Source organism: Pseudidiomarina xizangensis (genome assembly GCF_052541995.1).
This window is the reverse complement of sequence record NZ_JBOBQA010000006.1, coordinates 1-22,126: the sequence shown is the minus strand read 5'-3', so window position 1 is coordinate 22,126 and position 22,126 is coordinate 1. Positions and strand designations below refer to the sequence as shown.

The window sequence follows — 22,126 nt, the reverse complement described above, 5'->3', positions numbered from 1 at the left end:
ATGGGAGTGCAACTGAAACTGAAATGGACGCTGAGTTTATTACTGTTGCTGGTGATGGCGTTGGTAATAGCTAGCTATCAATTAATGGCCGTTTATGTTGAACAACAATCGCGAGCCAGGGAACAGCAGCGAAGTGCTGCGATGGAGTGGGTACTGGTTTTCCGAACGGATCTGGAGCAAGGGCACACGGTGAGTTTGGATGATCTTCAACAGCGCAAGTACCCGCCTGATTATATCAGTGAAGATTGGCTTCGCCCGCAAGATGCTATGGCAATTGTTGGCAATGTGACGCAGCACTTTGTTAGTCGAGGGGAGCCTGCAACCCTAAGCGCATTGCAACAAGCTCGCCGGGCCTCTTTCAGTGATGTGCTGCAGGCTGGTGAATACGCCGTTACTGCGACAGTCGGCATCGATCAAATTCATCATGGCCTGCTGGCGATAGGTAATCGCGTCAGTATCGTCGCGCAACAGTTTGGTTCTGGCTCAGCGCCAGAGAGTCAGCTCACGAGTATTGCTAATGTGGAAATTATCGCTATCGACAATGCCACCAATGAAGCCTGGCATCAGGGGCTTGCCAGTACCCTCACGTTTCGCTTAAAAGCAGCACAGGCTGTAGCGTTCGAGAAAATTCGTAACAGCGGTTACGCAATTTGGTTACAGCACCCAGAATCCGACTATCCGACCTTGCCGGAACAGCGACTAATAAGAGTTTATACAATTAACGGCGGGGATATATAAAATGCTAAAACAGTGTCTTGTGCTGGTCTTGTTAGTTGTGTGTTTTGCGTTGCAAGCGGAACCGGAAATCCATGAAATCAATGCCCACGAGTCGTTGGTCTGGCAGCTGGATAAGGTGGATGAAGTAGTCATTACTAATGAAGGAATTGTGGGTTACCAGCAACTCGATCAGGGCTCTATCGTGGTAACCGGAAAGCAAACCGGCACCACCGAAATTTTACTTTTTACTGAAAATAGTTTGCTTGCCAGTCATCGTATAAGGGTGCGAGCGCCTATCGATCAGCGCCTAAAACTGGAGTTGATCGCATTACAGCGCAGTTTTCCGCAGTTGAAAATCCATCACCATGATGCGCTGGTTAGTATTAGTGGGCAGCTTGATGTACAACACCAAGCGCAAGTGGATGAACTGTTGAGTCGGCATCCAAAACTTATCTCACAGATCGAATTCATCGGCGAGCAACAGCGGGCTATGTTAGTTGTTGAGGTTCGCATAGCGGAAGTGAAACGCTCCTTTGCTCGTCACCTTGGTATCCGTTGGCCCGCTCATATTAATGGACCATTGATAGAAGATGTTGGCCAGTGGTTACATCTGCCATTAAGTGCGCAATCAACGATTGATGTAATGGAACGTGAAGGGCAGGCGCGACTGCTTGCCACACCGACATTGTCGGCGGTGAGCGGTGGCGAGGCAGACTTTTTAGTGGGTGGAGAGTTTCCGGTACCTCAGGTGCTGGCGCAGGGCTTGCAGGATGTCAGCTTTCGGCCTTATGGAATTCAACTGCGTGTGGCACCGCAATTGCTCGCTAATGGTCAGATTCAAACCAGTTTGGTAGCTGAAATGAGCTCAATTGATCCGGCCACTGCAGTCAACGGTATTCCTGGACTGCTAACTCGAAAGGTTGCTTCAACATTGGTGGTTGCCGCGGGCGAGACACTGATCCTCTCGGGCCTGATGCAGCATGAGCAAGCTCAGCAGGCAGATCGCTTTCCGGCGCTACACAATCTACCTGTGCTAGGTGCACTGTTTGCTTCGAAACAATTTCGCCGCGCCGAAACTGATTTGTTAATTATGGTCACACCGAAATTAGCAAGTGACGCTGAGGACCAACGAGCCCGCGCGAAAAACGTAAAGCAGCAGATAAATGCTTTTCGTCGAACCGTGGGTTGCACCGGATTGCTTGAACCTTTTTTCCATGGAGGGGGAGATCATGATTGAAAAAAACGAACTCATTCAAGTGCTGAAATCGCAGATCCAACGGGCGACACTACATCGAGATTTGGGCACCACCGCAAATCTTAGAGAATTCGCGGAAGACTTGTTAAAGGCTCATATAGTTCAGCACCAAGGTTCAAACCCAAACCAACAGCAACTCGATCTGCTACGTGAAGTGGTTGAGACTTGTATCGGCTTTGGGCCACTCAGCCCGTTGCTTAGCGACGATAGCATAAGCGAAATAATGGTGAATCATTTCAGTTCAGTATTCATCGAGCGAGCTGGGCAGTTAGTAGCGACTGACATTAGATTTCGTAGTGAAGAAGAGTTGCTGCAAATAGTTGAACGCATCGTTTTACCATTGGGGCGTCGAATTGATAGTGCGCAACCCATGGTTGATGCCCGTCTTCCCGATGGTTCACGTGTTAATGCGGTCATCGCGCCATTAGCCTTACGAGGAGCTTGTTTGACGATTCGTAAATTTGCGCGACGAGCTATCAGCTTTAGTGATTTATTACGAGTCAACGCCATTAGTGAGCCTGCTGTAGCGTATCTGAGGGAAATGATCGAAGCTCGAAAGAATGTGCTGATCGTTGGTGGTACAGGTACAGGTAAAACCACTCTACTTAATTTGCTCGCTGGTGAGGTGCCTGAAAGCCAGCGAATAATTACGATCGAAGACGCGGCAGAATTAAAATTACAACACGCCAACCTTATTTCGCTTGAGGCACGACCGGCCAATGCTGAAGGTCGTGGTTTAGTAACAATTCGTGAGTTGTTGATTAACGCCCTGCGGATGCGGCCAGACAGAATTGTGGTGGGTGAATGCCGGGGAGCCGAAGCGCTTGATATGTTGCAAGCGATGAATACCGGGCATGAGGGGTCATTGACGACCTTGCATGCCAACAGTCCGCGAGAAGCTTTGCAGCGGTTAGAGGTGATGGTGATGTTAGCAGGATTCGATATGCCGCTCACAGCTATTCGCCAACAAATCGCCAGTGCCATCCAAGTTGTTGTACAAATTGCACGACTATCCGATGGGCGACGTGTGATTACCGCGATAAGTGAAGTGGTTGGTCTCGAAACTCAAGCCTACCAGATAAGCCCTCTGTTTCAGTGGCGCAATGAACAGCTACAAAGCACCGGAATTGGTTCGGAGTGGGGGCGGCATCGTGGAAGTTAAATTTTGGCAGCTTGTGCTAATGGTTATCTTAACCGTGCTTGCGGTTGGCAGCTTGCTATGGGTTGTCATGCGTCAGCCGTTTCGGGAAATCGGCCGCAGTATTGAACGCGACGCTGAATCGTCACTTGCCGCCTTTTTAATATTTATTCCGGCACGGCTGTTTTGGTCAGTTTTGCTCATTACTGCGTTGCCAGTAGCAGTTGCTAGCTTGCTGATTTTTGATAACTGGTGGTGGGTGACTATTGCAAGTTGCGGTTATTTTTCCTGTTTACCCTGGTTGCGGAGCTACCTCTTTAGACGCCGGCGGCAGCGAGTCGAGAAACAATTACCGAATGCTCTGCAGCTTTTGGCCAACAGCTTACAGGCAGGGCTTAGTTTAACACCGGCAATTGAACTGGCGTCCCAGCAACTAGCCTCGCCGTTAAAGACCGAGTTTTGGCTATTGGTACAACGGCAACGGACGGGAGACAGTCTGGCTATGGCCCTAAATGACTTTTACCGGCGGGCACCGTCACCCATAGTACGTTTCTTTACCTTTTCCTTAGCAACCGGCAATAAGTATGGTGGCCAACAAGTGCAAATGCTAGAGCGTATGGCGAGGGCGATACAACAGCAACAGTATGCAAAAGAACGTATGTTAAGCCTTTCGGCACAAGCACGGTTGCAGGGTAAAATCATGTTTGTTTTACCCATAGGACTATTCTTTGCTATTGGCGCCGTGCAGGAACAATCAAAAACCATACTTCTGAGCACCAAGAACGGGCAATTGTTACTTCTTCTTGCGGGGTGTCTGATGATGATCGGTTTGCTGCTGACGCGCAGAATAATGGGGCGTTTCAATGATGATAGTTGATTGGCGTTTGCTGCTTCTGCTGGTCGCTCTGGGGACCCTACTATTAACTTTTTTACTGATAATTCAGGATCCGACTCGAGCGTATTGCCGTTCATTGTTGAGCAAGCTACTTGCTTATTTGCCCCTGGCTTGGCAACGGTGGTTACAGGCTTATGCGAAATCACAAGATGCTTTTATTGAACCTGTGGATGTCCTTTTGCGGCAGTTAGCCGCCGCTATAGTTATCAGTATCTGTCTGGTTTTGCCATTACCGGGTGTGGTGCGTCTGGCTATTCTCGGCGGCGTAATGCTGCTGCTTTTAAAACGGCGCAACAGTCGTCGTTTGCAACTCCGCAGATTTAGTCAACAATGGCCCGCTTGCTTAGATATGTTGGCTATGTTGTTGCATGCGGGATTGTCTTTTCGTGCCGCGTTACACGCTTTAACTGCCCTACAGGGAGACGCTATTGCCTTAGTTCAGTTGCGTATGCTGCACCAACAGCTGCAAGCGGGAATTAGGATTGAAGAGGGCCTTGCAGAACTGAAACTACGTATGCCGCATAGTCTGACCAATGTTTTTGTAGCCGCAGTGCTGCAAGCTCAATTCACCGGCGGCACACTAGCAGCAACGTTGAGTGCACAGGCAGAACAAGCTCGTACTGAGCAGCAGCTTGAGGCGGAAAAATTAGCCCAAGAGATAGGTGTAAAGTTGTTATTACCGCTCGTGACCTGTTTTTTTCCGGTCAGTTTTTTACTTATTTTAGGACCGATTTTTATCGGGTACATGCAATCTCAATAAGGACGAATAATGAAACAAGGACGTTTTATTCTGGAGCCGGAGCGCTTTTGCGTTTGGCGAGAAGTAAAAGTACTTACAAGTTTTCCGCAACGTTTGGTAGGTTTGCTTATGCAGCATGGGTTGCCATGTGGACAAGCGTATTGGTTTCCAAGTTGCACTGCCGTGCATAGCTGGGGCATGCACTTTGCAATGGATATTGTTGGACTCGACGCACAGCAACGGATTGTTGAAGTGCGTCGCAATGTGCAACCAGGGATGATGATACGGCTGCGTGGCACACGGTCAATTATCGAATGTGAATCAGGTTTCCCTTATCCATTGGAACAATGGTGTGGACGACAGTTGCAATTTGAAGAAAAGGAGGTCGACGATGGCGCGGACTAAGCCTTTATTCATGTTGGGCTTGTTGTTTTTAGGAGGGTGTCAGATGACGTCAGAACTGAAGCATGAACTCACGGTAAATACTGAGCAACAACGAGCGGTTGCGATGCAGGCCTACCAGCAGGGCGACTATCATCTTGCGCAAGGACTGTTACGCAAGTTAGCGGAGCCACCTATTGCTGACCCCCAAGCGTCTTGCTATTTGGGTTCTATTTATTTCCGGCAACACGAGTACGAAGCTGCATTGCGGAGTTTTCGTGGGTGTCGGCAGAATCAACCTGAGCAGCTTGAGATCTGGTTTAACTCAGCCGCAATCCACTTACGTCTGGCGTCAGAGCTGTTGCTTACGGGGCAGAGCTATGCTGCGCTTGACGCTGGCGCAGTGCCTACAGAGCTACAGGCAAACTATTCGCTATTGCTGCAGACTTTATTAACGCTGCAACGCAGTGCGCAACTTGAGAGTACAAAGCAATGATTAGGGGACGCGGATTTGTCCTTCCAATCGTCGTGTTGATGTTGACCTTAATGGCTCTAGTGTGGAGTTATGCACCGACTCCGCTAAATGAGCAACGCCGGGAAAGTCTTGAACATCAACGTTATCAAGAGATTCTTGTTTTTTGGCAAAAGGCAGTGATTGCGTATTCGTTCAAGTACGGGCGAGTTCCGTTAAGCGCTAGTATTTTAGCTTTCGCCTATGATCTCAGGTTACCGGACGGTACAACAGGCTACAGTGATTTAAATATTAACGGCTATGGACTGCTGCAAAATGAATTCCAACTAGATATTTATGGTTTGCCCGAGCATGTGTTAGCAACTCTTAGTTCAGAGTATGCACCGTACATGAGTCTTGGTAATTTCGGGAATCTAAAACTTGCCGTATCCACAGTAGATAATTGGTATTTTTCTGAGAGTTTTTTGCCTCGTGAAGCTGATTATAATGATCGTTTCTATACTGATCTTAATTTCAATCAACATAATATCATCGGACTTCTCCGTATCGGCGGGGTTATTCATACTGATCGGTTAGAATTAAGTAATTATTCTAACTTTACTGAGGTGCGAGCTTCGTCAGCGAACATTGAACGATTGTGGGCTGACGAAGCGACCGTTGCTGGGCAAGACTTTGACAGTGCATTACGCCAATTTGAACAGCTGGAACAACTAATGAACACTTGTCTTGCTACTGGTGGAGGTTGCCGGGATTAGTCGTCCTTGTCGCTGTATTGCTCGGGCTTTTTGCGTAAATCCTGGGTATTTTCATTGAGCTCCAATTCGAGGTGAAGACCAGCTTTAGCAAGTAGATGTGCACTTATTGGTGCGGTCAGGAAAAGGAAGATCGCAATCAGCAGTTCGTGCAGACTTAATGAGTCTGTGATGGAAAAGTACAATATTGAGCCGACGATAATCCCGCCTACACCAAGAGTTGTATTTTTAGTGGGAGCGTGTAATCGCGCCATAAAATCAGGCAGGCGTAAAAGTCCAAGCGAACCGATAAAGGCAAAGCTAGCGCCAAGCACGATAAAAAAGGAAATCAGCAAATCTGCCCATAGTGGTAAGTTGGTCATAAGATCTCCTTAACTACTCAATAATGTCGCCGCGCAACAAAAACTTCGTTGCAGCAACGGTTCCGATGAAACCAAGCATGGCAATCAATAGTGCTGCCTCAAAATAGAAAGCTGTATTGTGCCAGACCCCTAACAGGATAAGTAAGGCTAAAGAGTTAATGTAAATTGTATCTAAAGCCAGAATACGATCCGGCAAATTAGGTCCGAGTATGAGTCGTATAATGTTCATCAATAACGACACACCAAAAAGTCCGAAGGCGAACTGCAAAGCATAAACTAACATTGGAATATCTCCTTCAAACGGCGCTCGTAACGTTGCTTGATCTGTTGCACTGTGGCTTCAGGATCCTGCACGTTTAATGCGTGAATAAGTAGACTCCGACCATCTCGCCCAAGCTCAGCAGAAATGGTTCCGGGAGTTAAGCTAATTGTACTGGCTAAGATTGTAATGGGCACAGCGCCACTTAGCTCTAGCGGAAACTCAATTAGCGCCGGTTGAATGCGTTTGCGCGGCATTAAAATAATCGCCGCAATATTGAAATTGGAGAGAATGATATCCACTAACAATATAAAGAAGTACTGTATTGCCAACCAAGGTTTGTGCATTGTCGTGCGATGGTCCCGAGCCCGCAATGTGTACATTGGTATCACTAATGCGAGAATCAGGCCAAGTAGTGTTGTTCCAAACGACACTTCGTTTTGTAACAACAACCAGAAGCAGAGTAGGAACAGGCTCCACCAGGGCGCTGGAATAAATTTACTCATTACGACCTCCAGTTTGTAAAACCGAAGAAATATAGTCTGTAGGGGTAAGCAGCTGGGTAGCAATGGCATCGGTGTATTGCGAGACTGAATTGGCAAATACAGTTAAGGCTACAGCGCCAACCAAAAGCATTATCACAGCTGCGTGCTGCCACATCGGATGCGTTGTTTCATTCGATTTTCCCTCAAAAGTGTGCCAGAACATTCGGCTACCGGCGCGTGAGAGAGCAATCATCATCAAAAAGGTTGCTCCTAGAATTAACGGCCATAGGAGCAGCACCTGAGCTCCTGTGCGGGCAGCTTCAAGAATGAAAAGTTTACTCAGGAAACCGGACAACGGCGGTATTCCAATTATGGTAATCGCAGCGATAAAAAATAACGCACCGAGCAGGTTGTGCTGAGCCATCTTTTGGCCTTTGACTATTCTCGAGGCTGTTTTACCCCGTTGCTCTGCGATCAGATCGGCCAGCAAGAAGAGTGCACCGGTAATGAGGGTTGAGTGGACTAGATAAAATAACAGAGCGCTTACTGCATCAGTATGACCGAGGCTCAAGGTGGTTAACATAGTCCCCACCGATACCATCACCAAATACGCGATGACCAGTCTCAAATCTCGGCTACCGAGAACTCCCAGCGCACCAAGCAAAATTGTGAACAAGCCAAGCCACCAGAGCCACTCTTGGCCGAGGTAAGCGGATTCGCCAGCGTCTGCACCAAAAATCATAGTGAATACTCGGATGATGGCGTAGATACCGACTTTAGTCATGATGGCAAACAAAGCTGCAACGGTGCCAGTGGTGTTCGCGTACGCTTGTGGCAACCAGAAATACAGAGGTAGCAGCGCTGCTTTTAAGCCGAAAACGACGAACAGTAACATACCACCAGCCCGTGCAATTGCTGCGTCATCACCCTGTAGCACAGCAACTTTGCCAGCCATGTCTGCCATATTCAGGGTTCCGGTGATGCCATAAAGCACCCCTAGACTTATTAGAAATATAGCTGAACCGGTAAGGTTGAGAACCACATAATGCAATGTCGCTCGCAATTTCAATTTACCGCCACCATGCATAAGTAGTGCATAGCTCGAAATCAATAAGATCTCAAAAAACACAAACAGGTTAAACAGATCGCCGGTCAGAAATGCGCCCATGATACCCAGTACCTGGAATTGGTATAGAGCTTGAAAATGAGAGCCAAGATTGTCTTCGCCGTGGCAGGCAAAAATTAGCACTGGTAGAGCCAGTACCGCAGTTAAAGCGACCATCAGCGCCGATAGTTTATCCGCGACTAGCACGATGCCATAGGGTGCCTGCCAGCTGCCCAAAGCATAAACAAGAATCTGATCTTGTACACTAATAACCAGCCAAATAGACAGTAACAGCGTTACCGATGACGCTGTAATACCGATAATACGGCGATAATATTGTGGCTTTTCACCCCAAGGTAATAACTGCAAAAGTGCTGCCAGCAATGGCACCAATATAGGTAAAATCACCAAATGATTAGCAAGCATTAACGCTGTCCTTCTTGCTCAGCATAATTATAATCATTGACTTCATCTGAGCCGATTTCCCCGCGTACGCGTACGGCTAGAATAATCGTGTAAGCGGTCATGGCGAAGCCGATAACGATGGCCGTCAACACCAGTGCTTGTGGTAATGGGTCAGTGCTAGCTTCGCTCATTCCGACTAGCGGCAGCTGGTTGATAACCAAGCGTCCGGTCGAGAACAGAAATAAATTAACAGCATAAGAGAGCATGGTTAAACCGATTACAATCGGAAAAGAGCGTCCCCGTAAGATAAGAAACACACTACATGCGGTTAAGGTACCTACTGTAATAGCGTACAAAGTTTCCATTAGTAACCCTCCTGACGTGGACGATGGCGCGTGGTCATCTGACCGAAATTCGCTAATATCATTAAGGTTGCTCCGATTACGGTTAAATACACACCTAAGTCAAACAAAATAGCCGTCGCAAGTTCAAATTCGCCAATTAATGGCCAATGCACATGAGTGAAGCTTGAGGTTAAGAAGTTATGGTCGAAGAACCAGCTTCCGACTCCGGTAAATAACGCGATCATGACCCCAACCGAGGTTAGGGTTTGGTAGTTATAATCAAATCTGGATTTCACCCAATCCACACCATTGGCAATGTATTGCAAGATCATCGCTGCAGCAGTCACCAGACCGGCGATAAAGCCACCACCAGGCAGGTTATGCCCACGCAGGAAGATATAAACCGACACCATCAGTGCGAGCGGTAGAATCGCCTGTGCAACGGTCTGCACCATCAACGGGTGTTTAACTCGGTGCCATGGTCGCGCTTCGACGTCACTCGATGGCATGAATGGCCGGAGATTATTGAGAAGTTTATGAATACCGGCGGCGGCAATGGCCAGTACCGTGATCTCTCCGAGGGTATCGAACCCGCGGAAGTCAACCAGGATAACGTTGACGACATTGGTGCCGCCACCACCTGGAACCGAGTTTGCCAAGAAGAAATCAGAAATACTCTCAAGCGGTCGAGTGAGCAAGGCGTAGTTCAAGGTGCCAACGATGCCACCGATGGTACCAGCAAGTAAAACATCGCGAGCAACTCGGCGGCCACTTGATGCCCGTGGGATACGTTGGGGCATGAAAAATAACGCCAATATCATGAGAATAATACTGACAACTTCGACAACCAGCTGTGTCATCGCTAAATCTGGTGCTGAAAAGTGAATAAAACTTAAGGAAACAACCAGACCTACCACCGAAAGCATCATTAGCGAGGTCAGCCGTTGTCGGTGCAGCATTGCGGTTGCCAATGCGGCGAGCATCAAAATGACCGCGCCGACTAAACTAATCGCGTCGATAGGTAATTGAGGGCGCTCCCCAGCCAACTGCCGAATAGCGGCCAACTCGGGAATAACCAGGACTAAAGTAAACACGAGTAAAAAAGCGATGTAGCGCTGTAGGGAACCGTTTTCGATTCGTTGCATTGCGTTGTCACAAAGGCGCGTGGTGCCACTAATGATTCGTGCGAACACCTCTTTCGCGTCATGTGGGTCGAACTGGCGACTGAAAGTAAGCAATTCCGAACGGCCAACATAAATAACAATACCGCCGCTGAGCGCTAATGCACTCATCAATAATGGCATGTTAAAGCCATGCCAAATCGCAATATCCAAGTCCGGCGCCGATAAGGTTATGGCGGCGACGGTGGGCGCTAAAATATTTGCCGCCATGAACATTGGAGCAATCCCGATGGCAATACATAAAAACGCAAAAATAATTACGGGAACGCGCATCATTAATGGTGGTTCATGTGGCTGTTTCGGTAAATCGTGTGGGGGTTCCTGGAAAAATACATCGTGAACAAAGCGCACGGAATAGGCCACCGAGAGCATAGCGCCAAGTGTCGCTAATACCGGTACAAACCACGACAGACCGCCAAACAAATCTTGTTGGTAGGCTTCGGCGAAGAACATTTCTTTTGACAAGAAGCCATTGAAAAATGGAATGCCTGCCATTGACGCTGATGTGATAACAGCTAAGACCATGGTGAACGGCATGGCTTTGCGCAGGCCACTTAACTTGCGCATATCACGACTACCCGTCTCGTGGTCAATGATACCTGCGATCATAAATAAACCGGCTTTGAAGGTGGCATGATTGAGAACATGAAACATTGCCGCAGTCACAGCGCCCGCATTACCGAGTCCCAACAACATGGTGATGAGGCCTAGGTGGCTGATGGTCGAGAACGCTAGTAATCCCTTCAGATCAGTTTTCAACAGAGCAAAATAAGCCCCGAAAAGCAGGGTTGCAAGGCCGGTGAGTGTCACAATAGTGAACCACTCCGGCGTTCCTCCGAGCACCGGCAACAACCGCGCCATCAAGAAGATTCCAGCTTTCACCATAGTTGCAGAATGCAGATAGGCGCTTACCGGTGTTGGCGCTGCCATTGCATGGGGCAACCAAAAATGAAACGGAAACTGTGCTGATTTGGTAAAAGCGCCAAGCAGCACGAGTATGAGTGCCGGTAAATAGAGGTCGTGTTCGCGAATGGTATCGGCAGCAGCGAATACCGCATCTAGCTGATAGCTGCCGGCAATATTGCCGATGAGTAACAGCCCGGCAAGTAGCGCAAGTCCCCCTGCACCTGTCACCGCTAAAGCCATACGAGCGCCGCGACGGGCACTACTTTGATGGGACCAGTAGCCAATCAGTAAAAATGAGGAGATGCTGGTAAGCTCCCAGAAGAACCACATCAGGAGCAGGTTATCTGCGGTGACAATACCCAGCATGGACCCCATGAACAGCAACAAACAGGCAAAGAACCTTGAGGCGCTATCCTTGTTACTGAGGTAATAATGGGCATAGATAATAACGAGTATGCCAATTACCAGAATTAATCCGGCGAAAAACAATGCCAAGCCATCGAGTCGAAAGGCAATGTGCAGTCCGAGTGTTGGCAGCCATTCGGCGAAGTAGTGTGTTGTACCACCTGCTAGCGCAGTCGGCGCTTCGACTACTAGTAACGCCAGGCCCGCCATTGCTATCAAGGCGGTCGCCAAGGTGATGTGCAGCCGAGCACGGTTCGCCAAAAGCAGTGGGATGACAGCACCAATAAACGGCAAGAAAACGATCGCTGCTAAATTCATTTAACCTCGTTACCTTTATCTAATTGGCTGGAGTTTGCCACTGAGCTCACTTGAATAGGGTTGAATTTACCACTTCGATCAGCCGCTTGCCAACTGATTCGGTCGCACTGCTTGGTGCTTTTAACCTAACTCGGGAGTTTGATGAACTCATAAATAAGTACAGTTATAGCGTCAAACTTTAGATAGCCGTTCGACGCGTTGTTTGCTAGACTGGGTTTCGCTTGGAGTGGCTTTAGATTGTGCCGACCAAGCTGTAATAAACCTCTCCTAAGAAATTCCGATTAAGCACTATCATCCACGAATTTTATCTGTTACAATTCGCCGCCCTTTTTAATAGGGGAAAATCTTTTATTCTCTATGATTTGTTCTGCAAATTAATCGCGAATAAAAGGACGGACAGCGACCCGAGAGGGTCTCTTTAATTAATCAAGCGGAGCACTGCAATGATCCAAATGCAAACTACACTGGACGTGGCCGATAACTCGGGCGCTCGCAGCGTACAATGTATTAAGGTTCTGGGTGGCTCGCACCGCCGTTACGCGAAAATCGGCGACATCATTAAAGTTTCTGTTAAAGAAGCAATTCCTCGCGGAAAAGTGAAGAAAGGTGATGTTGTTAACGCGGTGGTCGTTCGCACCAGAAAAGGCGTCCGTCGTCAAGACGGGTCAGTCATCCGTTTTGACCGCAACGCGGCTGTGTTGTTGAATAACAACCAACAGCCTATTGGCACTCGTATCTTTGGACCAGTGACTCGTGAATTGCGCTCTGAGCAGTTTATGAAGATTGTTTCTCTGGCACCAGAAGTACTGTAAGGAGTCAATTATGGCGGCAAAAATAAAACGTGATGACGAAGTAGTAGTCCTGGCAGGTAAAGACAAAGGCAAGCGTGGTAAAGTGCTGAAAGTCGACACCGCTAAAAATCGTGTTTTCGTTGAAGGCGTAAGCATTGTCAAGAAACACCAGAAGCCAAATCCGGCTTTAGGCGTTGCTGGCGGTGTGATTGAGCAAGAAGCTTCAATCGACGTTTCTAACGTGGCGGTTTATAACCCAGAGACTGGTAAAGCAGATCGTGTTGGATTCAAACTTGAAGATGGCAAGAAAGTTCGCTTCTTCAAATCAAACAACGCAATCATTTAATTTTTAATTTGGAGTTTTACGATGGCGAAACTGCATGATTTTTACAAAGAATCAGTAGTTCCTGATCTGGTTAAACAGTTCGGCTACGACAGCGTCATGCAAGTCCCTCGGATTGAAAAAATCACCCTTAACATGGGTGTTGGTGAAGCTCTGGCTGACAAAAAGATTCTCGACAACGCAGCGGCAGACCTGGAAGCAATTTCTGGTCAACGTCCGATAAAAACTGTAGCTCGTAAATCTGTCGCTGGCTTCAAAATCCGTGAAGGCTACCCAATTGGCTGTAAAGTGACTCTGCGTGGCGAACGCATGTGGGACTTCTTGCAACGTTTAATTACGATTGCAATCCCACGTGTTCGCGATTTTCGTGGTCTGAACCCGAAATCATTCGACGGACGTGGAAACTATAGTATGGGTGTGCGTGAGCAAATCATTTTCCCAGAAATTGACTATGACAAAGTCGACCGGGTACGTGGTTTGGATATCACTATCACTACAACTGCAGGCACTGATGATGAAGCTCACGCTTTGCTCTCTGCCTTTAGCTTCCCGTTCAAGAAGTAAGGTGTAGAGTTATGGCTAAAGAAGCAATGAAAATGCGTGAGCTCAAGCGTCAAAAGCTTGCAGCTAAATACGCAGAGAAACGCATCGCACTTAAAAATGTGATCAGCGATCCGAGTACTTCGGACGAAGAGCGTTGGGAAGCCGTGCTTAAATTGCAAAGTCTTCCTCGTGATTCGAGCCCAAGCCGTCAGCGTAACCGCTGCCGCGTTACGGGCCGCCCACACGGTTTCTTACGTAAGTTCGGCATGAGCCGGATTAAAGTACGTGAGAAAGCGATGCGCGGTGAAATTCCTGGCTTGAAAAAAGCTAGCTGGTAAGCCACGAGTCACGGGAGAAAGCAAATATGAGCATGCAAGATCCAATTGCGGATATGTTCACTCGCATCCGCAACGCTCAGGGTGCTAACAAAGTTGCCGTGCGCATGCCTGCTTCTAAACAGAAAGTGGCTATTGCCCAAGTTCTTAAAGAAGAAGGTTATATCACGGATTTCGGCGTATCTGGTGAAGTGAAAACTGAACTAGAAGTTACGTTGAAATACTTTGAAGGTAAGCCTGTTATCGAATCAATTGAGCGCGTAAGTCGCCCTGGTCTGCGTATCTATAAGAAACGCAACGAGCTACCTAAAGTAATGGGTGGTTTAGGTGTGGCTGTCGTCTCAACTTCTAAAGGCCTGATGACCGATCGTGCCGCCCGCAGTGCGGGTCTTGGCGGTGAAGTTATCGGTTACGTAGCGTAACGAGGAGTTAGGAAATGTCACGAGTTGCTAAAGCACCGATTGTCATTCCTGCTGGCGTTGAAGTTACGCTAAATGGCCAGGAAGTGACAATTAAAGGTACCAAAGGCTCATTGAGCCGTGTAGTAAACAACGCTGTCGAATTAGTTCAAGAAGATAGCGTTTTGCGTACGATTCCTCGCGATGGCGTTGCTGATGCAACTGCTCAAGCGGGTACCGCACGCGCGTTACTACAAAACATGGTGGTTGGTGTTGCGCAAGGTTATGAGCGCAAGCTGCAGTTGGTTGGTGTTGGTTACCGTGCAAATACTGCCGGTTCTAAACTCAACCTTACGCTGGGCTTCTCTCATCCTGTTGCCTTCGATATTCCTGAGGGAATTACGATCGAAGTCCCAACACAAACTGAAGTAGTCGTTAAAGGTGTAGACAAGCAGTTAGTGGGTCAAGTTGCCGCTAACATTCGCGCATACCGCAAGCCTGAACCTTATAAAGGTAAGGGTGTACGTTATGCCGATGAGCAAGTACGCCGTAAAGAAGCCAAGAAAAAGTAAGGTAGGACGATGGACAAGAAAACAGCTCGCTTACGCCGCGCAACTCGCGCCCGTAAGAAAATGCTTGAGTTGGGTGCAAACCGCCTGGTCGTTCACCGTACACCACGGCATATTTACGCACAGCTCATTGCACCGAACGGTTCTGAAGTACTGGCATCAGCATCAACTGTTGAAAAGTCTGTTCGCGACGAGGTTAAAGCAACCGGTAACGTCGACGCAGCAAAAACAGTTGGTAAGTTGATCGCTGAACGAGCGATGGAAAAAGGCGTGAAAAACGTCGCTTTCGATCGCAGTGGTTTCCGTTATCACGGACGTGTCGCCGCATTGGCCGACGCAGCTCGTGAAGCCGGACTTCAGTTCTAGGAGACGAACATGGCAAATGCAAATGTAGAAGCTCAACAAAGTGACCTGCAAGAAAAGCTAATCACAGTAAACCGTGTAGCGAAGGTTGTTAAAGGTGGTCGCATCTTTAGCTTCACTGCACTGACTGTGGTTGGTGATGGTCAGGGTAAAGTGGGTTTCGGTTATGGTAAAGCGCGTGAAGTTCCAGCGGCTATTCAAAAAGCAATGGAAAAAGCACGTCGCAATATGGTAACCGTGCAGCTGAAAGGCGACACCCTGCAGCACCCTGTAAAAGGCCGTCATTCAGGTTCACAGGTATTCATGCAGCCAGCCTCTGAAGGTACAGGTATCATCGCCGGTGGTGCGATGCGTGCAGTACTTGAAGTAGCAGGCGTGCACAACGTGCTGTCAAAAGCATATGGTTCAACCAACCCAATCAACGTTGTACGTGCCACAATCAAGGCACTTCACGACATGAAGTCGCCTGAGCAAGTCGCGGCTAAGCGTGGATTGCGCGTTGAAGACATTTTGGGGTAGTGAACAATGGCGAAAAAGACAATCAAAGTAACACAGACGCGTAGCTCAATCGGTCGTTTGCCGAAGCATAAAGCTACTCTACGTGGTCTTGGTCTACGCCGGATTGGTCACACGGTCGAGCTGGAAGATACTCCAGCCGTCCGTGGCATGGTTAACCAAGTCACATACATGGTAAAGGTGGAGGACTAATACGATGTTTTTGAACTCAATCTCCCCTGCACCTGGTGCTAAAACCAGCAAAAAACGTCTCGGACGTGGTATTGGCTCAGGCTTAGGAAAAACTGGTGGACGTGGTCATAAAGGCCAGAAGTCGCGTTCAGGCGGCTCAGTGAAACCAGGTTTCGAAGGCGGCCAAATGCCAATCCAACGTCGCTTGCCGAAGTTCGGTTTTACTTCACGTAAGTCATTCGTGACTGCTGAAGTGAACCTGGCTGAGATAGCGAAAGTTGCTGGCGATACTGTAAACATGGCGAGCTTGAAAGAAGCTGGCTTGATTCGCAATGACATCTTGCATGTTAAAGTGATCAAATCAGGCGAACTCAGTCGTGCCGTTTCAGTACAAGGCATTAAGGTCACCAAAGGCGCCCGTGAAGCTATTGAAGCTGCTGGCGGCAAAATCGAAGGATAGAGCAAATGGCTAAACCAGGACTGGAATCTAACAGAGCTCAAGGCGGCACCTCGGAACTAAAACGACGTTTGCTGTTTGTACTCGGCGCGTTAATCGTGTTCCGTGCGGGCTCCTTTGTGCCTATTCCTGGTATTGATGCCGCTGTATTGGCGCAGTTATTCGACCAGCAAAAAGACACCATCGTTGCCATGTTTAACATGTTCAGCGGTGGTGCACTTGAACGTGCATCGGTATTCGCTTTGGGTATCATGCCGTACATCACCGCTTCGATTATTATGCAATTAGCCTCCGTGGTTCATCCACGTTTGGCTGAGCTTAAGAAAGAAGGTGAGGCGGGTCGACGTAAGATTAGTCAATACACGCGTTGGGGTACGTTAGTACTCGCAACGTTCCAATCTGTTGGTATAGCCACTGGCTTACCAAGTCTGATGCCTGGGTTGGTTATCGACCCAAGTTTCGGATTCTACTTTACAGCGGTTGTGAGCCTGGTCACTGGAACAATGTTCCTGATGTGGTTAGGTGAGCAAATCACTGAGCGTGGGATTGGTAACGGTATCTCTATTCTTATCTTCACCGGTATTGTAGCGGGCCTACCGTCGGCCATTGGTCAGACGGCAGAGCAAGCACGTCAGGGTGATTTACATTTATTGTTGTTATTGTTGATCGGTGTCATCGTATTCGCAGTGACCTATTTCGTAGTATTTGTCGAGCGCGGCCAACGCCGCATTGTGGTAAACTACGCAAAACGTCAGCAAGGCCGTAAGGTTTTTGCAGCGCAGAGTACGCACTTACCACTGAAAGTTAATATGGCAGGTGTTATTCCACCGATTTTTGCATCGAGTATTATTTTGTTCCCAAGCACTATCGCAACTTGGTTCGGCCAAGGCGAAGGCATGGTGGCAAACTTCTTACAAGAGGTCTCGTTGACATTGTCACCGGGACAGCCTTTGTACGTAATGCTTTATGCTGCGGCAATTATCTTCTTCTGTTTCTTCTATACCGCGTTGGTATTTAACCCACGCGAGACGGCAGATAACTTGAAGAAGTCGGGAGCGTTTATCCCTGGTATTCGTCCAGGTGAGCAAACCTCACGTTACATCGATAAAGTAATGACCCGTTTGACTCTTGCAGGCGCGATGTACATTACCTTTGTCTGTTTGGTTCCTGAGTTCATGATGATTGCGTGGAACGTTCAGTTCTACTTTGGCGGTACATCGTTATTGATTATCGTAGTAGTTATCATGGACTTTATGGCGCAGGTCCAAACTCATCTGATGTCTCATCAGTATGATTCGGTCCTGAAAAAAGCTAACCTTAAGGGCTTCGGCCGTTAGGTTGGATAATTACGGAGTGTAGCAATGAAAGTTCGTGCTTCCGTGAAGAAAATCTGCCGTAACTGCAAAGTTATTAAGCGCAACGGTGTTGTGCGTGTAATTTGCAGTGACCCTAAGCACAAGCAACGGCAAGGTTAATTCGATGAAGAAGTCCGCGGCCTTGAGAATTATTCTAGGCTGCGGCTTTGATATGTTTGCAATCTGGCGACCGGTTGAGTTATCCTAACGGGCTTTTCAACTGGTCACCCATAAACAAAAGGAGACGTGTTAGTGGCCCGTATCGCTGGCATTAACGTTCCTGACAATAAGCATGCAGTCATTGCCTTGACTGCGATTTATGGTATTGGTCGTACCCGCTCTCAGCATATCCTTGCTGCGGTCGGTATCGAAGAAAATACTACGATCGGCTCTTTGTCAGAAGATAAACTGGATCTACTTCGTGAAGCAGTAGGGAAGTTCGCTGTTGAAGGCGACCTACGTCGTGAAGTATCGATGAATATTAAACGCTTGATGGATCTCGGATGTTTCCGTGGCCTTCGTCATCGCCGTGGCTTGCCTCTACGTGGACAGCGCACTAAAACCAATGCGCGCACCCGTAAAGGTCCGCGTAAACCAATTAAGAAGTAGGGAGTTGAGAAATGGCTAAACAACCAACTCGTACTCGTAAGCGCGTTAAAAAACAAGTCGCAGATGGTATGGCTCACATCCATGCATCTTTCAATAACACCATTGTGACCATTACCGACCGTCAAGGTAATGCGTTGTCATGGGCAACTGCAGGTGGTTCTGGTTTCCGTGGTTCACGTAAATCAACGCCGTTTGCTGCACAGGTTGCTGCTGAACGCGCAGGGGAAATGGCAAAGGAATATGGGTTGAAAAACCTAGAAGTGTTCGTTAAGGGCCCAGGCCCCGGTCGCGAATCATCAATTCGCGCGTTGAACGCTGTAGGCTATCGCATCACGAATATTACTGATGTGACACCTATTCCTCACAACGGTTGTCGTCCGCCTAAGAAACGTCGCGTTTAATAGGCGCCAAACGATAGTTGGAGAAAGATCATGGCTAGATATTTGGGTCCAAAACTCAAACTGAGTCGTCGCGAAGGAACAGATTTGTTCCTGAAAAGCGGCGTACGCGCGATCGAAACGAAATGTAAACTCGAGAGCGCTCCGGGTCAGCACGGTGCACGTCGTGGCCGCTTGTCTGATTACGGTGTACAGTTACGTGAAAAGCAAAAAGTACGCCGTATGTACGGTGTATTAGAAAAGCAATTCCGTAACTATTACAAAGAAGCTGCCCGTATTAAGGGCAACACTGGTGAGAACCTGCTGCAATTGCTTGAGCAACGTTTAGATAACGTCGTTTACCGCATGGGATTCGCGTCAACACGTGCTGAAGCCCGTCAGTTGGTCAGTCACAAAGCAGTGGTAGTGAATGGCCAGGTAGTCAACATTCCGTCGTTCAAAGTTCGTCCGGAAGATGTTGTGTCCGTTCGCGAAAAAGCGAAAAAGCAGGCACGCATCGGCGCTGCACTCGATCTCGCAGACCAGCGTGAGAAACCAGTGTGGTTAGAAGTAGACGGGAGCAAACTGGAAGGTCAATTTAAACGTCTTCCAGAGCGTTCAGACTTGTCTGCTGAAATTAACGAACAGTTGATCGTAGAGCTTTACTCTAAGTAAAGCTTAAGCATAAAGAGAGGACACAATGCAGGGTTCTGTTACCGAATTCCTTAAACCAAGGCTAGTCGACATTGAACAAATTAGCCCGACTCATGCAAAAGTGACGTTGGAGCCTCTTGAGCGTGGCTTTGGTCACACGCTGGGCAACGCGTTGCGCCGCATTTTACTTTCGTCTATGCCGGGTATGGCAGTGACCGAAGTTAAAATTGAAGGTGTGCAACACGAGTACAGCAGCAAAGAGGGTGTTCAGGAAGATGTCATCGAAATTCTGCTGAACCTCAAAGGTCTAGCGGTTACCATGGAAGGTAAAGATGAAGCGATTCTGACCTTGAAAAAATCTGGAGCGGGCCCTGTCAAGGCTGGCGATATTACGCACGATGGTGATGTCGAAATTATTAACCCTGACCACCTTATCTGTACTTTAACAGGTGACACTGAGATTGAGATGTCAATCAAAGTGGAACGTGGTCGTGGTTATGTTCCAGCTTCGGCACGTCAGTCTGCTGACGATGAAGAGCGTCCGATCGGTCTTCTACTTGTCGACGCTTCTTTCAGTCCAGTTGAGCGCATTGCGTACAACGTCGACTCAGCTCGTGTTGAACAGCGTACCGACTTGGACAAACTGGTTATCGATATGGAAACGAATGGCACTCTGGATCCAGAGGAAGCGATTCGCCGTGCAGCAACAATTTTGGCTGAGCAGTTAGAAGCGTTTGTTGAGTTGCGCGACATGAGCGAACCAGAAGAGAAAGAAGAGAAACCGGAATTCGATCCGATTTTACTACGTCCGGTAGACGATTTGGAATTAACTGTGCGTTCTGCGAACTGTTTGAAAGCAGAAGCTATTCAGTACATTGGTGACTTAGTTCAGCGTACTGAGGTTGAGTTGTTGAAGACTCCAAACCTTGGTAAAAAATCGCTGACCGAGATCAAAGACGTACTTGCATCACGTGGACTGTCTTTAGGCATGCGCCTAGAGAACTGGCCACCAGCAAGTCTTGTTGATCGCGACTAAGGCATCTTTTACAGAGATTTACTGAGAAGGGTATAGGTATGCGCCATCGTAAGAGTGGTCGTCAACTCAACCGCAACAGCAGCCATCGTAAAGCGATGTTCAGCAATATGGCAAGCTCACTTGTGCGTCACGAAGTGATCAAAACGACACTTCCTAAAGCCAAAGAACTTCGTCGTGTTGTTGAGCCGCTCATCACTTTAGCGAAACAAGATAGCGTTTCGAATCGCCGTTTGGCGTTCGCTCGCACTCGCGATAAGGATGTGGTTGGTAAACTGTTCAATGAATTAGGCCCGCGTTATCAAGAACGCGCTGGCGGTTACACTCGCATTATGAAGTGTGGCTTCCGCGCCGGTGACAATGCACCAATGGCTTATGTTGAGCTAGTTGACCGTCCGGAAGTTGAAGCTACTGAAGCTGAAGAAGTTGCAGTAGTAGAGTAAGTTCTCGTTAAGAGATCAAAAAAGCCGCTCCTTGGAGCGGCTTTTTTTTGTCTATAGTTTTTGTATTGCTAAGTTAGGACAGGCTATTTGACTGTTGTTTTTATTGCAGCGTCAAGTTCATGATGTTCAATGCCGTGTGTTGCAGCTAACGTTTGTAATTCTTCGTAATTCATACCAGCGCGATATGCACCTTTAATTACCGACATTGCTTCACGTTTTGTTGTGACAGAAGTCGAATCGGCATCGGAGTCGCGCATGAGTGAAATGAGATCGTCCAACGAGGTAACTAAGTAATCACCCAACGCTGGGAGCATACTTAATGTTGCGTGAACTATACCTTCGACTTGCTCGGGTTGAGATGTGCTAGCAGACCGCATGATACTATCTGCCATTTCAGGTTCAACACGTACGGCAACTCGAACGAGTTCTTCTACATTTGTGGGATCAATGCGTGATGCTTCAGCGACGATCTCGTCTGCATAAGCGGGTTCAGCTTCGACGGCAATTCGTACAAGCTCAGTAGGCGGGGCAACATTAAGATGTATCGCCACTGCCATTATGTCTTGGGTAAATCCGGGCTCGGCGTTAATCGCAGCTTTTATTATGTGTTCGTATTTCTTCGGGTAACGCTCTAATGCGGCGTACAATATAGGTTCTACGTGCTGGGGATAATTGCTCATCAGCACCCGAACGGTTCGAGTGACTGAGAAATTACGTTTCGTATAGTAGCGAAACATTCTCAAATAGGTATTAACTAATCGCTCATTATCTTCGGTCATAGCATAACCAACACGTTCAGTTGGGGATACGCCACTATCAAAGCTCATCGCGTTTGCGCTGAATGGGAGTATAAAGCTCGTCGCGAGAATAAGCGCTGTCGTCGTTCTCATCTGTTGCGCACCTTTTAGTTATTTATTATTAGTTAGTTGTTCAGTGTCGTTCGCAGGAAGACGTGTAGAACGTTTATGAACACTAGCAACCTTTATAGACAATAGATAGTTAAAGAACGTTCAATTTGCTCAAAAAAAAAGCAATCAGAAGACGAATTGA

Annotated in this window: 32 protein-coding genes; 25 read left to right on the top strand and 7 right to left on the bottom strand. The window is 47.9% G+C overall.

Translation table 11 applies throughout. From position 1 onward, the window contains the following. The 8 genes from ACQ5ES_RS11400 to ACQ5ES_RS11365 are packed head-to-tail and all read left to right on the top strand — an operon-like array spanning position 1 to position 6,352. A complete protein-coding gene (locus ACQ5ES_RS11400; protein ID WP_445016942.1) occupies positions 1–738 on the top strand; it encodes an SAF domain-containing protein in 738 nt (245 codons plus the stop codon). A gap of 1 nt (position 739) precedes the next feature. Next, positions 740–1,954, top strand: coding sequence for a type II and III secretion system protein family protein (locus tag ACQ5ES_RS11395; protein ID WP_445016940.1), 1,215 nt, complete (start codon positions 740–742; stop codon positions 1,952–1,954). Next, positions 1,947–3,134: a TadA family conjugal transfer-associated ATPase gene (locus tag ACQ5ES_RS11390; RefSeq protein WP_445016938.1), complete on the top strand. Its 1,188-nt coding sequence runs from the start codon at positions 1,947–1,949 to the stop codon at positions 3,132–3,134. The genes ACQ5ES_RS11395 and ACQ5ES_RS11390 overlap by 8 nt, the downstream gene beginning before the upstream one ends. After that, positions 3,124–3,987: a type II secretion system F family protein gene (locus ACQ5ES_RS11385; protein ID WP_445016936.1), complete on the top strand. Its 864-nt coding sequence runs from the start codon at positions 3,124–3,126 to the stop codon at positions 3,985–3,987. The genes ACQ5ES_RS11390 and ACQ5ES_RS11385 overlap by 11 nt, the downstream gene beginning before the upstream one ends. Beyond that, the gene (locus tag ACQ5ES_RS11380) at positions 3,974–4,765 is read left to right on the top strand and encodes a type II secretion system F family protein (protein WP_445016934.1); all 792 of its coding nucleotides are present in this window, start codon (positions 3,974–3,976) and stop codon (positions 4,763–4,765) included. The genes ACQ5ES_RS11385 and ACQ5ES_RS11380 overlap by 14 nt, the downstream gene beginning before the upstream one ends. 9 nt (positions 4,766–4,774) lie before the next feature. Then, entirely contained in the window at positions 4,775–5,149 is a 375-nt protein-coding gene (locus ACQ5ES_RS11375; RefSeq protein ID WP_445016932.1) for a DUF192 domain-containing protein, read from the top strand. A 43-nt stretch (positions 5,150–5,192) separates the two neighbouring features. After that, a complete protein-coding gene (locus ACQ5ES_RS11370; RefSeq protein ID WP_445016930.1) occupies positions 5,193–5,621 on the top strand; it encodes a hypothetical protein in 429 nt (142 codons plus the stop codon). Beyond that, complete coding sequence (locus tag ACQ5ES_RS11365; protein WP_445016928.1) at positions 5,618–6,352, top strand: hypothetical protein; 735 nt, start codon at positions 5,618–5,620, stop codon at positions 6,350–6,352. Before ACQ5ES_RS11370 ends, ACQ5ES_RS11365 begins: the two co-directional genes overlap by 4 nt. On the opposite strand, the gene ACQ5ES_RS11360 is transcribed toward ACQ5ES_RS11365, so the two are convergent. The 6 genes from ACQ5ES_RS11360 to ACQ5ES_RS11335 are packed head-to-tail and all read right to left on the bottom strand — an operon-like array spanning position 6,349 to position 12,119. Continuing rightward, positions 6,349–6,711 carry a Na+/H+ antiporter subunit G gene (locus tag ACQ5ES_RS11360; RefSeq protein ID WP_445016926.1) on the bottom strand — a complete coding sequence of 121 codons (363 nt, stop codon included), beginning with the start codon at positions 6,709–6,711 and terminating at the stop codon, positions 6,349–6,351. The two genes, ACQ5ES_RS11365 and ACQ5ES_RS11360, sit on opposite strands and share 4 nt — an antisense overlap. A gap of 13 nt (positions 6,712–6,724) precedes the next feature. Beyond that, a complete protein-coding gene (locus tag ACQ5ES_RS11355) occupies positions 6,725–6,994 on the bottom strand; it encodes a K+/H+ antiporter subunit F (RefSeq protein WP_445016924.1) in 270 nt (89 codons plus the stop codon). After that, positions 6,988–7,476, bottom strand: a complete 489-nt coding sequence (locus tag ACQ5ES_RS11350; protein ID WP_445016922.1) for a Na+/H+ antiporter subunit E — start codon at positions 7,474–7,476, stop codon at positions 6,988–6,990. The genes ACQ5ES_RS11355 and ACQ5ES_RS11350 overlap by 7 nt, the downstream gene beginning before the upstream one ends. Next, positions 7,469–8,986: a monovalent cation/H+ antiporter subunit D gene (locus ACQ5ES_RS11345; RefSeq protein ID WP_445016920.1), complete on the bottom strand. Its 1,518-nt coding sequence runs from the start codon at positions 8,984–8,986 to the stop codon at positions 7,469–7,471. The genes ACQ5ES_RS11350 and ACQ5ES_RS11345 overlap by 8 nt, the downstream gene beginning before the upstream one ends. Continuing rightward, positions 8,986–9,330, bottom strand: coding sequence for a Na+/H+ antiporter subunit C (locus tag ACQ5ES_RS11340; RefSeq protein ID WP_445016918.1), 345 nt, complete (start codon positions 9,328–9,330; stop codon positions 8,986–8,988). The genes ACQ5ES_RS11345 and ACQ5ES_RS11340 overlap by 1 nt, the downstream gene beginning before the upstream one ends. After that, on the bottom strand, positions 9,330–12,119 hold the full coding sequence (locus ACQ5ES_RS11335; protein WP_445016916.1) for a monovalent cation/H+ antiporter subunit A: 2,790 nt from the start codon (positions 12,117–12,119) through the stop codon (positions 9,330–9,332). The genes ACQ5ES_RS11340 and ACQ5ES_RS11335 overlap by 1 nt, the downstream gene beginning before the upstream one ends. Before the next feature lie 443 nt (positions 12,120–12,562). Between ACQ5ES_RS11335 and rplN the strand changes: the two genes are divergently transcribed. From rplN to rplQ, 17 genes are all read left to right on the top strand, one after another. Continuing rightward, positions 12,563–12,931, top strand: coding sequence for a 50S ribosomal protein L14 (gene rplN / locus ACQ5ES_RS11330; RefSeq protein WP_445016914.1), 369 nt, complete (start codon positions 12,563–12,565; stop codon positions 12,929–12,931). 10 nt (positions 12,932–12,941) lie between these two features. Continuing rightward, the gene (gene rplX, locus ACQ5ES_RS11325; protein ID WP_445016912.1) at positions 12,942–13,256 is read left to right on the top strand and encodes a 50S ribosomal protein L24; all 315 of its coding nucleotides are present in this window, start codon (positions 12,942–12,944) and stop codon (positions 13,254–13,256) included. 21 nt (positions 13,257–13,277) lie between these two features. Next, entirely contained in the window at positions 13,278–13,817 is a 540-nt protein-coding gene (gene rplE, locus ACQ5ES_RS11320) for a 50S ribosomal protein L5 (RefSeq protein WP_445016910.1), read from the top strand. Positions 13,818–13,828: 11 nt separating this feature from the next. Further along, positions 13,829–14,134: a 30S ribosomal protein S14 gene (gene rpsN, locus ACQ5ES_RS11315; protein WP_301722172.1), complete on the top strand. Its 306-nt coding sequence runs from the start codon at positions 13,829–13,831 to the stop codon at positions 14,132–14,134. A 26-nt stretch (positions 14,135–14,160) separates the two neighbouring features. After that, positions 14,161–14,553: a 30S ribosomal protein S8 gene (rpsH, locus tag ACQ5ES_RS11310; protein ID WP_445016908.1), complete on the top strand. Its 393-nt coding sequence runs from the start codon at positions 14,161–14,163 to the stop codon at positions 14,551–14,553. A 14-nt stretch (positions 14,554–14,567) separates the two neighbouring features. Continuing rightward, a complete protein-coding gene (rplF, locus tag ACQ5ES_RS11305) occupies positions 14,568–15,101 on the top strand; it encodes a 50S ribosomal protein L6 (RefSeq protein ID WP_445016906.1) in 534 nt (177 codons plus the stop codon). 9 nt (positions 15,102–15,110) lie between these two features. Next, entirely contained in the window at positions 15,111–15,464 is a 354-nt protein-coding gene (rplR, locus tag ACQ5ES_RS11300) for a 50S ribosomal protein L18 (RefSeq protein ID WP_445016904.1), read from the top strand. Between the two features lie 9 nt (positions 15,465–15,473). Next, positions 15,474–15,980, top strand: coding sequence for a 30S ribosomal protein S5 (gene rpsE / locus ACQ5ES_RS11295; RefSeq protein WP_126764563.1), 507 nt, complete (start codon positions 15,474–15,476; stop codon positions 15,978–15,980). Between the two features lie 6 nt (positions 15,981–15,986). Beyond that, positions 15,987–16,169, top strand: coding sequence for a 50S ribosomal protein L30 (rpmD, locus tag ACQ5ES_RS11290; protein WP_055439827.1), 183 nt, complete (start codon positions 15,987–15,989; stop codon positions 16,167–16,169). Positions 16,170–16,173: 4 nt separating this feature from the next. Then, positions 16,174–16,608: a 50S ribosomal protein L15 gene (gene rplO / locus ACQ5ES_RS11285; protein ID WP_445016902.1), complete on the top strand. Its 435-nt coding sequence runs from the start codon at positions 16,174–16,176 to the stop codon at positions 16,606–16,608. 5 nt (positions 16,609–16,613) lie between these two features. Next, positions 16,614–17,942, top strand: a complete 1,329-nt coding sequence (secY, locus tag ACQ5ES_RS11280; protein ID WP_445016900.1) for a preprotein translocase subunit SecY — start codon at positions 16,614–16,616, stop codon at positions 17,940–17,942. Positions 17,943–17,966: 24 nt separating this feature from the next. Continuing rightward, a complete protein-coding gene (rpmJ, locus tag ACQ5ES_RS11275; RefSeq protein WP_055439830.1) occupies positions 17,967–18,080 on the top strand; it encodes a 50S ribosomal protein L36 in 114 nt (37 codons plus the stop codon). Between the two features lie 132 nt (positions 18,081–18,212). Then, the gene (gene rpsM / locus ACQ5ES_RS11270; protein ID WP_445016898.1) at positions 18,213–18,569 is read left to right on the top strand and encodes a 30S ribosomal protein S13; all 357 of its coding nucleotides are present in this window, start codon (positions 18,213–18,215) and stop codon (positions 18,567–18,569) included. A gap of 11 nt (positions 18,570–18,580) precedes the next feature. After that, positions 18,581–18,970: a 30S ribosomal protein S11 gene (rpsK, locus tag ACQ5ES_RS11265; protein WP_026861007.1), complete on the top strand. Its 390-nt coding sequence runs from the start codon at positions 18,581–18,583 to the stop codon at positions 18,968–18,970. 30 nt (positions 18,971–19,000) lie between these two features. Continuing rightward, a complete protein-coding gene (gene rpsD / locus ACQ5ES_RS11260; protein ID WP_445016896.1) occupies positions 19,001–19,621 on the top strand; it encodes a 30S ribosomal protein S4 in 621 nt (206 codons plus the stop codon). Between the two features lie 25 nt (positions 19,622–19,646). Next, positions 19,647–20,636: a DNA-directed RNA polymerase subunit alpha gene (locus ACQ5ES_RS11255; RefSeq protein ID WP_126764569.1), complete on the top strand. Its 990-nt coding sequence runs from the start codon at positions 19,647–19,649 to the stop codon at positions 20,634–20,636. Between the two features lie 38 nt (positions 20,637–20,674). Continuing rightward, entirely contained in the window at positions 20,675–21,076 is a 402-nt protein-coding gene (gene rplQ, locus ACQ5ES_RS11250) for a 50S ribosomal protein L17 (RefSeq protein WP_445016894.1), read from the top strand. An 83-nt stretch (positions 21,077–21,159) separates the two neighbouring features. On the opposite strand, the gene ACQ5ES_RS11245 is transcribed toward rplQ, so the two are convergent. Further along, positions 21,160–21,966, bottom strand: a complete 807-nt coding sequence (locus tag ACQ5ES_RS11245) for a hypothetical protein (protein ID WP_445016892.1) — start codon at positions 21,964–21,966, stop codon at positions 21,160–21,162. Positions 21,967–22,126 lie beyond the last annotated feature (160 nt).

Coding starts and splice junctions, on each gene's coding strand:
- ACQ5ES_RS11400 (WP_445016942.1), top strand. CDS start 1: ATGGGAGTGCAACTGAAACTGAAATGGACGCTGAGTTTATTACTGTTG.
- ACQ5ES_RS11395 (WP_445016940.1), top strand. CDS start 740: ATGCTAAAACAGTGTCTTGTGCTGGTCTTGTTAGTTGTGTGTTTTGCG.
- ACQ5ES_RS11390 (WP_445016938.1), top strand. CDS start 1,947: ATGATTGAAAAAAACGAACTCATTCAAGTGCTGAAATCGCAGATCCAA.
- ACQ5ES_RS11380 (WP_445016934.1), top strand. CDS start 3,974: ATGATGATAGTTGATTGGCGTTTGCTGCTTCTGCTGGTCGCTCTGGGG.
- ACQ5ES_RS11375 (WP_445016932.1), top strand. CDS start 4,775: ATGAAACAAGGACGTTTTATTCTGGAGCCGGAGCGCTTTTGCGTTTGG.
- ACQ5ES_RS11370 (WP_445016930.1), top strand. CDS start 5,193: ATGACGTCAGAACTGAAGCATGAACTCACGGTAAATACTGAGCAACAA.
- ACQ5ES_RS11365 (WP_445016928.1), top strand. CDS start 5,618: ATGATTAGGGGACGCGGATTTGTCCTTCCAATCGTCGTGTTGATGTTG.
- ACQ5ES_RS11360 (WP_445016926.1), bottom strand. CDS start 6,711: ATGACCAACTTACCACTATGGGCAGATTTGCTGATTTCCTTTTTTATC.
- ACQ5ES_RS11355 (WP_445016924.1), bottom strand. CDS start 6,994: ATGTTAGTTTATGCTTTGCAGTTCGCCTTCGGACTTTTTGGTGTGTCG.
- ACQ5ES_RS11350 (WP_445016922.1), bottom strand. CDS start 7,476: ATGAGTAAATTTATTCCAGCGCCCTGGTGGAGCCTGTTCCTACTCTGC.
- ACQ5ES_RS11345 (WP_445016920.1), bottom strand. CDS start 8,986: ATGCTTGCTAATCATTTGGTGATTTTACCTATATTGGTGCCATTGCTG.
- ACQ5ES_RS11340 (WP_445016918.1), bottom strand. CDS start 9,330: ATGGAAACTTTGTACGCTATTACAGTAGGTACCTTAACCGCATGTAGT.
- ACQ5ES_RS11335 (WP_445016916.1), bottom strand. CDS start 12,119: ATGAATTTAGCAGCGATCGTTTTCTTGCCGTTTATTGGTGCTGTCATC.
- rplN (WP_445016914.1), top strand. CDS start 12,563: ATGATCCAAATGCAAACTACACTGGACGTGGCCGATAACTCGGGCGCT.
- rplX (WP_445016912.1), top strand. CDS start 12,942: ATGGCGGCAAAAATAAAACGTGATGACGAAGTAGTAGTCCTGGCAGGT.
- rplE (WP_445016910.1), top strand. CDS start 13,278: ATGGCGAAACTGCATGATTTTTACAAAGAATCAGTAGTTCCTGATCTG.
- rpsN (WP_301722172.1), top strand. CDS start 13,829: ATGGCTAAAGAAGCAATGAAAATGCGTGAGCTCAAGCGTCAAAAGCTT.
- rpsH (WP_445016908.1), top strand. CDS start 14,161: ATGAGCATGCAAGATCCAATTGCGGATATGTTCACTCGCATCCGCAAC.
- rplF (WP_445016906.1), top strand. CDS start 14,568: ATGTCACGAGTTGCTAAAGCACCGATTGTCATTCCTGCTGGCGTTGAA.
- rplR (WP_445016904.1), top strand. CDS start 15,111: ATGGACAAGAAAACAGCTCGCTTACGCCGCGCAACTCGCGCCCGTAAG.
- rpsE (WP_126764563.1), top strand. CDS start 15,474: ATGGCAAATGCAAATGTAGAAGCTCAACAAAGTGACCTGCAAGAAAAG.
- rpmD (WP_055439827.1), top strand. CDS start 15,987: ATGGCGAAAAAGACAATCAAAGTAACACAGACGCGTAGCTCAATCGGT.
- rplO (WP_445016902.1), top strand. CDS start 16,174: ATGTTTTTGAACTCAATCTCCCCTGCACCTGGTGCTAAAACCAGCAAA.
- secY (WP_445016900.1), top strand. CDS start 16,614: ATGGCTAAACCAGGACTGGAATCTAACAGAGCTCAAGGCGGCACCTCG.
- rpmJ (WP_055439830.1), top strand. CDS start 17,967: ATGAAAGTTCGTGCTTCCGTGAAGAAAATCTGCCGTAACTGCAAAGTT.
- rpsK (WP_026861007.1), top strand. CDS start 18,581: ATGGCTAAACAACCAACTCGTACTCGTAAGCGCGTTAAAAAACAAGTC.
- rpsD (WP_445016896.1), top strand. CDS start 19,001: ATGGCTAGATATTTGGGTCCAAAACTCAAACTGAGTCGTCGCGAAGGA.
- ACQ5ES_RS11255 (WP_126764569.1), top strand. CDS start 19,647: ATGCAGGGTTCTGTTACCGAATTCCTTAAACCAAGGCTAGTCGACATT.
- rplQ (WP_445016894.1), top strand. CDS start 20,675: ATGCGCCATCGTAAGAGTGGTCGTCAACTCAACCGCAACAGCAGCCAT.
- ACQ5ES_RS11245 (WP_445016892.1), bottom strand. CDS start 21,966: ATGAGAACGACGACAGCGCTTATTCTCGCGACGAGCTTTATACTCCCA.